Annotated in this window: 9 protein-coding genes and 1 tRNA gene; 2 read left to right on the top strand and 8 right to left on the bottom strand. The window is 40.3% G+C overall.

Annotated features, from left to right (window positions below):
* Positions 1 to 21: 21 nt before the first annotated feature.
* The 8 genes from FBF61_RS13790 to tilS form a co-directional block, all read right to left on the bottom strand.
* Positions 22 to 1494 carry an FtsZ/tubulin family protein gene (locus FBF61_RS13790; protein WP_138477994.1) on the bottom strand — a complete coding sequence of 491 codons (1473 nt, stop codon included), beginning with the start codon at positions 1492 to 1494 and terminating at the stop codon, positions 22 to 24.
* Between the two features lie 24 nt (positions 1495 to 1518).
* Positions 1519 to 1878, bottom strand: coding sequence for a hypothetical protein (locus FBF61_RS13785; protein WP_138477992.1), 360 nt, complete (start codon positions 1876 to 1878; stop codon positions 1519 to 1521).
* A 34-nt stretch (positions 1879 to 1912) separates the two neighbouring features.
* Positions 1913 to 3214: a hypothetical protein gene (locus FBF61_RS13780; protein WP_138477990.1), complete on the bottom strand. Its 1302-nt coding sequence runs from the start codon at positions 3212 to 3214 to the stop codon at positions 1913 to 1915.
* A 22-nt stretch (positions 3215 to 3236) separates the two neighbouring features.
* Positions 3237 to 4241 carry a S1 family peptidase gene (locus tag FBF61_RS13775; protein ID WP_166444514.1) on the bottom strand — a complete coding sequence of 335 codons (1005 nt, stop codon included), beginning with the start codon at positions 4239 to 4241 and terminating at the stop codon, positions 3237 to 3239.
* A gap of 278 nt (positions 4242 to 4519) precedes the next feature.
* Positions 4520 to 6511: a hypothetical protein gene (locus FBF61_RS13770; RefSeq protein WP_138477986.1), complete on the bottom strand. Its 1992-nt coding sequence runs from the start codon at positions 6509 to 6511 to the stop codon at positions 4520 to 4522.
* Positions 6512 to 7696: 1185 nt separating this feature from the next.
* Entirely contained in the window at positions 7697 to 8917 is a 1221-nt protein-coding gene (locus FBF61_RS13765) for a site-specific integrase (RefSeq protein WP_138477984.1), read from the bottom strand.
* Positions 8918 to 9166: 249 nt separating this feature from the next.
* Positions 9167 to 9251: transfer RNA gene (locus tag FBF61_RS13760), tRNA-Ser, on the bottom strand.
* Between the two features lie 84 nt (positions 9252 to 9335).
* On the bottom strand, positions 9336 to 10640 hold the full coding sequence (gene tilS, locus FBF61_RS13755) for a tRNA lysidine(34) synthetase TilS (RefSeq protein ID WP_229215039.1): 1305 nt from the start codon (positions 10638 to 10640) through the stop codon (positions 9336 to 9338).
* 147 nt (positions 10641 to 10787) lie between these two features.
* On the opposite strand from tilS, the gene FBF61_RS13750 reads away from it, so the two are divergent.
* Positions 10788 to 12395: an OstA-like protein gene (locus tag FBF61_RS13750; protein WP_138477980.1), complete on the top strand. Its 1608-nt coding sequence runs from the start codon at positions 10788 to 10790 to the stop codon at positions 12393 to 12395.
* A gap of 182 nt (positions 12396 to 12577) precedes the next feature.
* A complete protein-coding gene (locus FBF61_RS13745) occupies positions 12578 to 13192 on the top strand; it encodes a T9SS type A sorting domain-containing protein (protein WP_138477978.1) in 615 nt (204 codons plus the stop codon).
* Positions 13193 to 13239: the final 47 nt, after the last annotated feature.

Below are 13239 nucleotides of genomic sequence, written 5' to 3'. Positions count from 1 at the left end.
ATTATGTTTTGAGAGGATGACCTATATGTTTCGGGGAATATCACCAAGCTCTTTCACGCAATCGTTTGCAACCTGGTAGAGTATTTGCATAAACCGTTGCTCTTTATTTGGAAATTGGGCTCTAAGTGCTTCTTCGGCATGTCCAAGTTTAGTATTCAGAAAACTGTCGTCAATTCCATAATTAAAAATCAACTTGTTTGTCTTTACTTTTTTAGCGTTAACCATTTCATTAAACGCATTATCCAATTCGAACGGATGGAAGCTACGATCATTTTCCTGCAGCTCTCGAATCCACTTCTTGTAAAATTCTGCAAAGACTTTTAGAGAGCTGTAAAAGGAGCTAGAGTTCCATTCATCCTGCAATCGCAGTTCTTTTACGGCAAATGCTTGCTTGGCATACACTTCCGGTTTACCGATATGATCGAGTACTAATTTCATCGCATAGGAGAACCTAAGCAGGGGTAGCATGATTGCCTGAAAAGTATTATCATGGAAGTGCCTAAAATCAAGTGTCTTTTCACCTTTCTGTAGGCCAAACTCAAGGAATTTCTTGTTTGAAGGAAATTCAGTTTTGCGAGCGAAATCCAAAACAGCCTCAGCGGCTAACATCTCAACAATATGTGCATTATTGAGTTGGTTTCCGCCTCCTTCGACATTCGGATACAATTTGCTACCTGCTTGGTCGCCGATAAAATAGGTTGCATCAAGATCAAGTTGATTCTGATAATAAGACAGCGCTGCTTTTGTTTTAGGAATAAACCTCTTTTGATCAATTGCACTTTGTGTGTTCTTTCCCAGAGAAAAATAGGGCATTACAGTGACAGCCCCTTTTTTAGCAGCTCTGATTTCATTTCGTTGCGCCGGTTTTTGAAGAAGCTTGACTAATTGGGGGTACCCGGATGAGCCGGTTCCACCAAAAATCGAGCTCACAATAAAAATCCTATCATTTATACTATTAAATGCAGCTGAAAAATACTGATATATCGCAGAGTCCTCAAATGCGCTAAACACAACACTACCGATATTCGGGTTTCCTTTGAAACCAACCGATAAATTCAATTTAAGTTCTGCTTGTTGTGGTTTCGCGGAGTTATCATAAAGCAGCTTCAAAAACTCTCTATCCATTTCATCCATCGCATCCACTTGAAGGTAACTTTCAAAAGTACCTGAGTGGCTGGTGATTTCGGACAATACAGAGCCAACCATGTTGTTTTGAGTATTGTTTGCCTGAAGAGAACTTATTAGTTGAAAATTGCCTCCGAAGAACGAAGAGCTTTCCTTCGAAAGGCTACCGTAAGCCATCCTATGAATTCGCTCATAGAGCTCCAATGAGTCAACCGCACGATGGACATCACCGTTCTGCAAATCCATATCTAAAAGAATCGGAATGATGGTCGTGTCATTGGGAACGGACGCTCCGGAAGCGAGGAGCATTGTAAGTGAGCGCATAACCCTAGCACCCGTACCTCCGATAAAGAAGACGAAAACTTTCATAAATGAATATTCTGATTTAAGAATTTAAAATGGGGTAGCCTTGGCAAAAATTGAAAATCTTCTAGCCAATAAGGAAAGCCCAATAAACAATAACAATGCTATAAAGCCATTAACTCCTCCCAATATAAGGGCTTTTGAACCTCCCCGTGGCCACATTTTTGCTGCGAAGAAAAAGGCTCCAACAATTACTATTATAAGGGTTATAATCCAATGCAGCAAACTATAAAATACAGCTTTCCAACGCCCCAGCAATAAATAAAATATAATCGTCGCGGCAAGGCAGAGTAGGAACGTTCCTATACCTAATAGCTCTACATTTACCAACCTTGGGTTTGGCATATTTACACCAACCTGAGAGAGTAAAAATTTGTAAACAGGTTTCATTCTAATTCAGTTTAATGAGAAAAGGTGTATTAATTCAATCTTTCAACGTCATTCTGAGATCAATCAGTTTGTCTTCAGGGCGGTTATAAGCCTCTATCGCACCCGCGATGAATTGCTCAAGTGCAAAGGTCTTTTCCTTTCTTCCTGAAGCAGTTCTGTCATCAAGCGTAGACCATTTTTTATACCATTCTTCCGGTTCATATGACAGATTCAAGGCAACTTCTGCTTCGTCTGAATTGAAGTCATCAACCTTAACCGTAAAAATATGAGTTTTCCCAACTATAAATTGCTGATCGTCTGGGTCAAAGCTAGTATTACCTGCTACCCTGTGTACAGATTTAACGGCGACTCTCGCCTTACCCCCAGCAGTAATCGAAAGTTTATCTATTAGATACTTTTCATTTTGTGCATAAAGTGGCAAGTTGGAAAGATCAATGGCGATAGCAAATGTCCCCTGCCGTCCGAAATCGTCCAGCCCGTCTTCATCCACAGACCAGTCGTCATTAATTCCTCTGCCATATTCGTTTAAAAAATCCAATTTTACTGTACGAGAAAGCGACAATCCAAATGTCAGCAACTTATCAGGTTTGTTATCTTTTGAAAGCTTTTTATTAAGTTTTTCCAGAAAATCAGGAAGAACATCACGATGCCCCAAAATCCAGATATAAAATGGGCGTTTCTCTCCTCTTCCAACAGTGGTGTAATTATTTAAGAAATCATAATAGTATCCGTCAAAATCAGATTTGTAAGCGTATACAGCAGAAGCAGTATTTTTCCGCGAAAGACTACTAAAAATCTGATTCATAGCGGTCTTGTAAGGTCCGTTAGCATTAACTAAATTAGCTCCTTTATACTTCTTAATATAACTAGGAGGAAATGAGGGCAAACCATCAGTTACAAAGATTGAGATGTCATTATTTTTCGTCTGATTAGCCACACGAGTTAACAGCTTTACAAGCTCCGAACTTTTATTGTCGCCGAAATCGATACCATATGATAAAGATCTTGTAAAGTCAATAATTTTACTGCCATCACCGAAACTGATAGCAGTATCACCGGCAAGCCAAATCTTTGTATTTTCAAGAGATGGAACCAACTGACTTGATTTCCCTAAAACATCTGATACTACACGTGGAAAAACCGTTGCTGCCCGATATCCATTCATACTGCCTGAGATATCAAGGAAGAAATTTATCCGTTTCAAAGCAACTGTGTTTTTTTTGCTGTCGCTATCATCAGGACAATTGATGCATCCTGGCCAAAGAAGGTATCCACCGCCTGTAACGACTAAAACAAAAAGTAAAGCGAAAAGTATATTTTTAGAATGAGGGGTCATAATTTTTAAAATTGTGGTCTATCTATTCAGGAATTTCTCTAAGGTTATTTTCATCGAGTATTCTTGCCAGATGCTCAATTCGAATTCCATATTTAAGTTGTGTGTTGATTCGGCCAGCATAATTAACCGCCAGTAAATTGCCGTCTTCATCGAGAACGGGTGAACCACTCGAACCGGATTCCGTTGAAATATTGTACATAATACGAATTGGGTGAGTGGCAGCCTGAGAGATATTCCCCCTTAATAGTTGCGCTTGCAATCCCTGAGGCGTTTCCCCCACCTCACTACCTAGATTATAACCAATTATAACAACCGGGTCTAGCGGTTCGAAAATAATTTCCTTTGCTTCTTCATATGTTGGAACATAGAATTCAATCACTTGTTCAGGAGTGTTTCGGTTTGGCAATTGCAAAACAGCTAAGTCTACTTCATCATCCTCAGATTGAAACACAACATCAACTTCGTGATAGCTGGACGATTTACCAGAGAAATTGTTTTTGTAAGCAACACTCACGCGGGACTCTTCTGTAAGACTTCCGCCATCTAGCATGGCAAATAGCCGATTGTAGGTGGCTATCCATTCTCGCGTTGTTGCTAATTGCTCTTGTAGATCTTCAATATTGTCTTCATAGCTCTCGCGAATAGAAACAACCAGCTCATCTTCCTTTTGCCTTAGCGTACGCAAAAATTCACTAGAGTAGTCTCTCATTAGCGTCATCAACTGCCTTTTATCCTGCTGAGAAAATGTACCCACCACATGACGGTTTGTGGCTATACGTCCTTTGCGATCGATAAAAAAGCCAGTTCCTTCCGTCACTTCTGAATTAGCAAACGCATCAACCTTTTTCTCATAAATGGCAGTTTTCTGAGTTTGACTGTTAAAAGTTAAATAGAATACCGTTTGAGCCCCATATTCATTTAGACTGAGCTGGTAGACTGACTCGGTTCGAATCAATACGACAGCAGATCCGTACATTTCGTCCAAATCCCCAGACGCCTTTTCGATTCCGCAAGAAGCAAATCCCATGGCCACTAGTAAAAGGCAAATATTAGCGCGAGTTAGAAAATGGATAATCATTAAAAGTTAGAGACAATACTAATTGTTTGGGCTTACCGAATTTTTAAAAATAGATTCAGTTGTAATACTATTCAATATTTTTTACAATTATTAATTTATTTTATCCTAAACTTCTAATTTGGCGTGCCTTTGCTGCGTCTAATTCGTTTCATCAATTTCAATTGCAGTCGAGTATTTAACGACAGCACACAAATATTATAGACAATCCTTTAATCGAGATCATATATTTACCAAAAGCGAACCCCGACCGAAATTCCAAGCCTGCTTACATTCGTCTCTATTTTTTGTGTACCAACCGAGAGATGACTAGAATTCGTGCGATACAAATTCCCCAAGCTTGACGAAGCAGACACCTCCACATATGCGCCAAACTTCTTCCTTTGAATTTCTGCTCCGATCCCCCCAGTTGCAAACAAAATTGACCGTTGCAAAAGTGCGACGTCGCTGGTCTCCACAGAAGTCGAGTAGTTCTTATATCGATAAGTCAGCGGAATCTGAATCTCTGGACCAAACTTTAAGTACGCTCTAATTTTATTCGGATCTGTATCAGGAAAATGAATCTTGATACTCAAAGATCCACTTGCCCCCCTGATATCAAAATCCTCCTGAACGGTTTTGGAGGAGCTATTTGAATAAAAATAGGTGTTGAAGTACTGCACACCGCCTGCAAACTCCACGATGTTTTTGTGATCAATATATGATAGTTCTATTCCGGCTGATCCAGCCCAACCAATGCCCATGTCGCGCGATGTGTCCCCGGTTTTCAGGCGAGGTTTGATGCCAGATCCGTTCGCAACGAGTTGAAGACGCCACCAACTAAGCCTGCCGCAATTTGTCAAATTAGCAAGTCCATTTGACACTTCTTCTTTCAGTGCAATCGGGTCGCACGTTTTCAATTTACTCATCAGCACGAATAGCCTAGTTGCCTCATTGCAGTCCTTCTGATCCAATTGAGAGATGCTTGCCCTAGCTGCCCTGAGCAAACTATCACTACGAATATAGAGCTCAAGAGAATCTCTAATTCCCAAGGATTCGACAGACAAGGCTATGGTTTGGTCACAGTCTTTGACAAATTCAATTGCTTCATTCAGCAAGGTTTTAGATTGTCTTAGGTTGCAGTTTGCAAGCTCCCTTCGCGCAAGTGCGATACCTCGATTATAACTTGACAATCCAGGGCAATTTTTTTTTGAAGTACTTTCAGAAGGCTCGAGCGTCATCAGATAAGCAGCCTGTTTTTCCCTAATACAACTATCTATATTACCCCTGAATGTATCCGGCAGTTCTTGGCTCCATACGAGAAGACTTTCATAAGCACTTTTGACAGTTTCCGAATTAGACTTTCGGTCACTCAACTTATCAATTTTTCTGATTGTACTTCGCATATCTCGGAGATGGCTTAGCGCAAGCTCAGACACATTTGTTGTCGACCGGTTAGTCTCAACGTAGCTCACCAACAAATCAAGATCGCAATTTTTTGCTATTGCCGCAATTGAATAATTCCCTGATAACCTGCTCTTAATCGCTTTTATTTCTATCTCGATCTTTGGGAGGTCAATATTTCGTATCTCATGATAGCTGACAAGCGCATTCAATTTGTCAATATCCGACGCCCCTTTGGCCTGCACTTCATCATACTGTTTCGACCATTCCGCAAGCTTTGCTAACACTCGAAATCCTTCGATGACTTGCTCGGTAAGTATATTGTTTTTTTTGCCGCCTAACCTCCGTGCAGTTGCAAAATCCCGATGCGCCCCGGCAGTATCCAGCGCACTCAACTTAGCGCGGCCGCGGTGTGCAAATTCGAATCCGGTAATTATACGTTGTTGGACGGTTAGCTCGTCGCGATTCGTTTTGTTAACTTCCTCTAGACAACGTTCAATTCTCTTCTCCAAATAGCCTATTGTTCCGATTCCGTCAAGCTTTCGATATTCCTTAAACTTTTCCAAAGCCTGAACATACTGTCTTTTTTTTAGCAACTTCTCTCCCTCAGTTTTAATTGCAGATAACTGCTTTACTTGCTCAGATCGCAAAATAAACGTGGGATCGTTGGGGTATAACTTATATAACTGCCCAGCTTCTTCAAATTTGCCGTTTTCGAGTTTCTCTTCCGCCAATAGCCAAACTGTATATAGCTCTGTTTTAGAAAACTTCACTTGGGATAGAACCGATTGAGAGCATAAAAGGAGCAGTATTAAAATTTGTAAAGCATTCACGGACATGATTAACTTTTTTTTACCAGTTAATATTACACTGCCAAAAATCAAACTATTCGTGATAATGCGATAGACAAATCCTGATCTGAAAGATCTCAACCTGACGTTTAGAAAGTATTCTATCAGGAGCCCTTTATAAATTCCAAAACAAGGTGTCAATAAATTAAAGTGTAGAGGTAGTTTCAAAGTGAGAGGTTAGTTATGGATATAAATGTAGATATTTCTAAAAACAATTTGCTTTTTGATAGCAAATATTTCTCGACGGACAGATATTTAAAAACTATTTACGAGAGCATAGAAAAAATGGTGAAAACATCTACATGTTACTGTAATACTTATTAAGCGGTACAATAGCGTGAACGACTTGATGTCCTAGTTCAGTTTTGATTTACACTTTGCGTTTTAGTAAATATTTATAATTTCATTCTCATCTTTTTTGTCAATAGTATTTAGTCACGAGGCTTATCAATTCATTTGATTTGTCAGGAGATATCCTTGTTGTCGTGCAGCATCCGTAAACATATCCACGTAAGCACAATACAGGCTTCGTGCTGTCAAATGACTATCATAGTCGTTAGTCGCAAATTCAACCATCTCCAGCAGACAACTTTCTTCATCAGCCCTACTTTTAAGCCAATCAATAGACCAATTTCGGTGAACATGCCGAAATCCAAGATTCCTCAAATTATCCTCTCGTACACGATCCGTATTTCGGCTGTTGGATCTCAGCTTGCAGCTAAACGATTTTCAGGTTCACTCATCTTCGCTTCGTGCTCACCAGCCGGGCTCCGACTCTACATTCCATAAGTCGAACTGGATCTTTGCTCAAGGAAATGACGGTATCGATTCTATTGATGTAATTTAGTATAATAAATGCTTTCTATTGTCAAAGGATTTGCCCCGGTACAGCAAAAAAAGCAACAACAGACTGTCGTTCAAATCTATGCTCAAAAAAGATCTCGATAAGCAACGTCTGTGTAGATAATCCAAGATAAAAAGCGCCTCAGTCAAAATTGATTAAGTCACCCAATTACCTAATCCATCGGCTCATAGAGTATATTAAACAATCGAATGATTTAAAATGAATTCTTGTGTGGAATGTTTAAGTTTATCAGTGCTTATAAACACAGAAGGCACACTTCCCTGTGCCTTCTGTAATCCTTTCGGATCAATATCCCCGATTCAGACAGATTATTTTCGCAGGATATCCTTCAACCTAGCCATATCATCACTAATCTTCCTATCCACAATCTTCGCATACTGTTGAGTAGTCTTAATATTTCGGTGTCCCAACATTTTCGAAACACTCTCGATCGGAACCCCATTAGTCAAAGTCACAGTAGTCGCGAAAGTATGCCGAGCTAGGTGAAAAGTAATATTCTTCTTTATACCACACAAATCCGCAATCTCCTTCAAATAAGCATTCATCTTCTGGTTAGACAGCACTGGCAATACTCTATTCTCATTTTCACATTGAAGATGATCTTCATATTTCTCCATAATTTCCAGGGCCATCGGTAAAAGTGGAATTCGGGAAGGCGTGTCAGTCTTCTGCCGTTTGGTGGTAATCCACTTTCCGCCGTCGATACCCTCTACGATTTCGGTTCGCTTCAATTTATAGACATCAGCGTAGGCCAACCCGGTGTAACAGCAGAATAGAAAAATATCCTTGACGTATGACAAACGCCCATCACCCATTTCCTTGTCCCAAACCTTTTTCAGTTCGCTTTCAGTTAAAGCCTGCCGGTCAACCTCGCGCTTTGAAAATTTGAATGCGTAGAATGGGTCGCGCAGGAGCCATCCTCTTTTCACACACAGCAAGACGATCTTTTTGAAATTCGCCAAATACTTCATTGTCGTATTGTGGCTAATCTTTTTCTTCGCCTTGAACCAAAATTCGAACTGCGATATAAATTCGTAATCTAGCTTCTTGATATCGAAATCGTCTTCCTTATATTTCCACTTGATGAACTCACGGGTGTGTTTGAGCGAAGTCTCGTAACGTTCGAGTGTGCCTGGCGCAAAGTCAGTGCCGACAAGTTCCGCGACCTGCTCATTATGCTCCTTGAAGATTTTGAGAATTGTCATTTTGCTCTCTTCCTTCCCAAGCATCAAGTTCTTAATTGCGTCAGCCGTCAACTCTTTATCTGCGTCCAGTAGGGCCTTCTTGGCTTGAAACACTTTCGTTGTCAGCGAGTCTAAATAGGCGTTCAGCTCCTTCGTATCTTCCTTATTCCCGGTTGCTCGCCCGGCTCTCACGTTCCATTTGGACGGATGCCACGTTCGTCTTGTGGTAATGTCCCTTGCTTGATGGTTCACTGTGACACGCAGGTAGATTGCGCGCGTGCCATCTTCGTTTTCTGTTCTTGGGGTTTTTAAAAAGAAATTCAACCCGAAACTGTTTTCTAACATAATACAACTGGTTTTAGATGAACAAAAATCGAATTGTTATCATTGAAACGCAAGATGTTTACGGGGTGAACATCTTGCTAACCAGCTAGTTAACTGCCTTTTTGTGCGTCATTTTGGATCATGGCGTTGTTCCATGATTAACGTCAAAAAACATCGGGAATTTTTGAATATTGTGGTAGTCCGTAAAAATCAAAAACCCCGTTTAAAGCGTTTAAACGGGGTTTTTGAATGTTTTGACATCATGTCCTGCAGAGAGAGAGGGATTCGAACCCCCGGACCTGTTACAGTCAACGGTTTTCAAGACCGTCGCAATCGACCACTCTGCCATCTCTCTAAGTATTTCGCCGGTTGCGAAACGTGGTGCAAAGGTAAAAACAAATCATTACGATGCAACAAATTTCAACAAAATTATTTGAATCTAGGTCTCCTTAAATATAGATATCTCCAGAACACGTCTTGTGGATTCAACTACCCGAAAGCGTTCATCACTCCTGATCCCTATTACCCAAATAATATCTTCGTTTCCATTAACGAGTACAAATACCTCCTCCTTTTCAAAAATGTCAACTTTTAAATCTACCAATAAATCGCTTATTTTCTTTCTCTTTCTTTTCATGCCAAACGGGAAAAAAATATCGCCCGGCACCCATTTTCTTAGAGTAAGCGGAAATTTCAGAAGGTCTGCGTCGATATAGGCAAAATTCCTATCCTTTTTTATCTCAAACTCCTCATTACGTTCTAATATCTCAAAATGCAGCCCCGATTTACCATAAAAAATATCTGCCCCTAAATCAAATATCTCGGTTCCGCGTTCTGATTCCCTGACTCCCCTCGTCCGGACAATCAGCTTATCGCGGTTTCGTAAAAGAGTATGTGTTTCCGACATGAAAAGTTTGCCCGAAATACCTGCCAGACTCTTAAAGACAATTTCTGCCTGTTTGTAAGCAAAACCATAACTTTTTAAGATTCTCCACAAACGGAAAGTCGGCTCTGAGGCTGACATTAGCGCCTTTAAATCAATTCGAACCCCTTTTTGGTCCACCTTGACATTTTCTGTTTGCCAGTCTTCCAAAAATTCGTTCAACAATACGTTTGATGCGCGTAATCGCTCAGAGGATGCTCTAAAGGTTAGTTCTAATGAAGGGTTCAGCTGTTTCAGCACAGGAATTACATGATGCCTGATTACGTTTCGTTTGTAGCGATCAGAATCATTGGAGCTGTCTTCCCGCCAGGTAAGGTTATTATCCTTCGCATACCACAGTATTTCTTCTTTGGTAGCAAAAAGCATTGGGCGAATAACATGGTTATTCCTGACCAGAATACCATGCATTCCCGACAACCCAGTCCCTCTGGCGAGGTTCAACAGAACTGTTTCCAGCGAATCATTTGCGTGATGAGCGGTTGCGGTCCAATGAAAGCCGTTGGCAACCCTTATGGTTTCAAACCAGCTGTATCTTAGCTCTCTGGCAGCCATTTGCGTTGAGACACTCTGGTTGTCAGAAAATAGCTTTGTCTCAAATTTTTCTGTAAAAAAAGGGTACTTGTAATCGCAGGCCAAAGTTTTCACAAAGCTCTCATCTTGCTCCGAATCTTTACCACGCAAACCGAAATTACAGTGTGCAATTCCCGCTGGAAGTCCCAGTTTGTAGAATAAATGCGCCATTACTATCGAATCCACACCGCCGCTTACAGTTAGCAGCGTTGGTTTTTCATTCAGATTCAACTCGTGTTGGTTAATAAAAGTTAAAAACGAATCCAACATAGACCAGAGAAACGTAATTGATGTAATTTTGGCATGTACAATATCGGCGTGTCTTTTATCATAGCAGCTCAAGCGGCGGCTTTCAAAGGTAAAAGAAAGAAAAGCAACATGAAGAAAAAAAAATATACAGCAAACTGCAACCCTTTTAAACTTTTACGCGTCATCTCTATCAAAGGAAGTGCATTCCTATTGACGTTCTTTTCCTTAATGGTCTTTTCGCATTACCTGCTGGCACAGAAGTCATTACCTCTGTCTCACCCTGTGCAAAAACAAGATTTGGTCGAAATTCTGAAGTCGGACACTCTGGAAATCATCAACAAAGATGGGGTAGATTCAAGACGGGTAATTAACGGTGTTTTTAAACACGAGGGAGCTATTCTTCACAGTAATCTGGCGATTCAAAACATCAATACCAATGTGATCGAAGCATTTGGAAATGTCAGGATTTTACAAGGCGACACCGTCACTGTAACAGGGGATACCCTTTTTTACTACGGCAACACTCGCATGGCAATCGTAAGTGGCAGAAAAACAGTACTTAAAGACAGCAAACGAACTTTAACGACACGAAAAATCGAGTATGATATGGCAAATGGTATTGCCAACTATAAAGTGCCCGGGAGAACTGTTGATGAAGAAAATATTCTGACAAGTACGGAAGGGTTTTACAATACACGCACAAAAGAATTTACCTATTACAAAAACGTAAAATTGGTAAATAAAAAATATACCCTTACTACGGATACCCTGCTGTACAATTCGATTACGAAATGGTCCTATTTCAGCGGGGCTACTAAAATCGTGAATAAAGACGGAACCGTAGCTGGTACCAAGGGGCGTTACAATACCGAATCTGCCGAATCTTCCTTCCAGAACCGGACGACAGTCGACAATGAAACCTACACATTAACGGCTGATTCGTTGGTAGTCGATGGTAAGACAAATAACGGACAGGGAAAAGGCAATGTGGTAATTGTTGCAAAAAAAGATCAGACAGTTCTCAATGGTGACGAAGGATTTTACTGGAAATCACAGGGTTATTCCAAGATTTTTGGACATGCCTACGTAAGAAATGTGATTTCCGAAGACACATTATACATACGAGCCGATACTTTGTACTCACACGAAAATAACATTGACAGTACCAGAAAATTGATCGGGTATAAAAATGTATTTATATATAAGTCTGATTTTCAAGGCAAATGCGACTCCATCAGTTACAATACAGCGGATTCAATTATCCGCTTTTTTCAGAAGCCGATACTCTGGAGCGACCAGCATTACCAGATGGAAGCGGATTCGATTACGGCTTTTCTTGTGAACAACGAAATGAACCGGATGCTTTTGAAAGGAAAGGCTTTTGTGATCACGGAAGATACTTTGGTGAAGCAATTTAATCAGGTGAAGGGGCGGACGATCAATGCTTATTTCGAATCTGACAATAAACTGAAACAGGTGCTGGTGGATGGAAATGGTGAAAGTATATACTATGCCATTGATGACAAACAAAAGAACATCGGCCTTAACAGAGTAGAGTGCGGCAGAATGAATTTATTGTTTGCGGAAAGCCAGGTACGAAAGATATCATTCATTGGAAAACCTGATGGAAGGCTTATTCCTCCTTCGAAAATAAAGCAACCTGAGAGGCAACTGGACGGATTTAACTGGCGAATCAAGGAAAAACCGACCAAAGAAAAAACCGTTTGGGCCGAATGAAAAAATAAAATTGTGGGAAAACTAAAAAAACATATAAGCGGCACGGTTTTTTACTCACAAAAATAAACTTGCTTGGTCGCGCAATATATTTTGAATATACAATTATTTCTCTATATTTTTATAGTGTACTTTTAACTTTTATGATTTCAAAAAACTGTTGAAAAGTATTACAATTGACAGCTATGAAAAGAACTATACTTTATATATTTATCCTAATAACGTTTACCCTAACAGGAGTATACGCACAATCCGTTTCGAACGGAAGCCGGCTTAATATGGTCAGCAAAAAGAAGGCAGTTCCTGTCGAGAATATGAAATTCGGCAGTATCGCATCGGGATTGAGCTATAAGCCATTATCCCTGCAAAATCCAAAAGCATTGAACAGTTTTTACCGATCGTTTTTGTTTTCCAACGCGAGCAATCAGGACAGTCAGGTTATCCTCGCAGCCGAAGTGATTGAGAAAGGTTCAGAAAGAAAATCGCCTGCACCAGAAGCGCAGTCGAAAGCGGAAGAGCTTTTGTATGTAAGTGACAAAATATCAGTGTCGAATGTATATCCTAATCCGGCCAGTGAATATGCAGAACTTGACTACAGCATAGCACCCGGTCTAAGGGATGTTAAGTTGGTTTTTTACAACGTACTTGGTTCTCAAATGCAAGAATTTACTTTGAACAAGGCGGACAGAAAGCTTCGGGTTAACACAAAGGATATGCCCACAGGGCTTTATTTCTACCAGTTATCATTGGATGGGAAGAAAGTGGCAACAAAAAAAATGCTCGTACGTCATCAGCAATAGGCTAATTTTAAACACTATCACAGCTACGCATTCGTTATGGATGATGT

The sequence above is a fragment of the Dyadobacter bucti genome (genome assembly GCF_005869225.1).
In the GTDB taxonomy this organism is placed as follows: Bacteria; Bacteroidota; Bacteroidia; order Cytophagales; family Spirosomataceae; genus Dyadobacter; species Dyadobacter bucti.
The sequence above is the reverse complement of the archived record's forward strand: the minus strand, read 5'-3'. Positions and strand labels throughout refer to the sequence as shown.

Excerpts from the sequence above, each read along its gene's own strand:
- FBF61_RS13790 (WP_138477994.1), bottom strand. The coding sequence starts at position 1,494 with ATGAAAGTTTTCGTCTTCTTTATCGGAGGTACGGGTGCTAGGGTTATG.
- FBF61_RS13785 (WP_138477992.1), bottom strand. The coding sequence starts at position 1,878 with ATGAAACCTGTTTACAAATTTTTACTCTCTCAGGTTGGTGTAAATATG.
- FBF61_RS13780 (WP_138477990.1), bottom strand. The coding sequence starts at position 3,214 with ATGACCCCTCATTCTAAAAATATACTTTTCGCTTTACTTTTTGTTTTA.
- FBF61_RS13775 (WP_166444514.1), bottom strand. The coding sequence starts at position 4,241 with ATGGGATTTGCTTCTTGCGGAATCGAAAAGGCGTCTGGGGATTTGGAC.
- FBF61_RS13770 (WP_138477986.1), bottom strand. The coding sequence starts at position 6,511 with ATGTCCGTGAATGCTTTACAAATTTTAATACTGCTCCTTTTATGCTCT.
- FBF61_RS13765 (WP_138477984.1), bottom strand. The coding sequence starts at position 8,917 with ATGTTAGAAAACAGTTTCGGGTTGAATTTCTTTTTAAAAACCCCAAGA.
- FBF61_RS13750 (WP_138477980.1), top strand. The coding sequence starts at position 10,788 with ATGAAGAAAAAAAAATATACAGCAAACTGCAACCCTTTTAAACTTTTA.
- FBF61_RS13745 (WP_138477978.1), top strand. The coding sequence starts at position 12,578 with ATGAAAAGAACTATACTTTATATATTTATCCTAATAACGTTTACCCTA.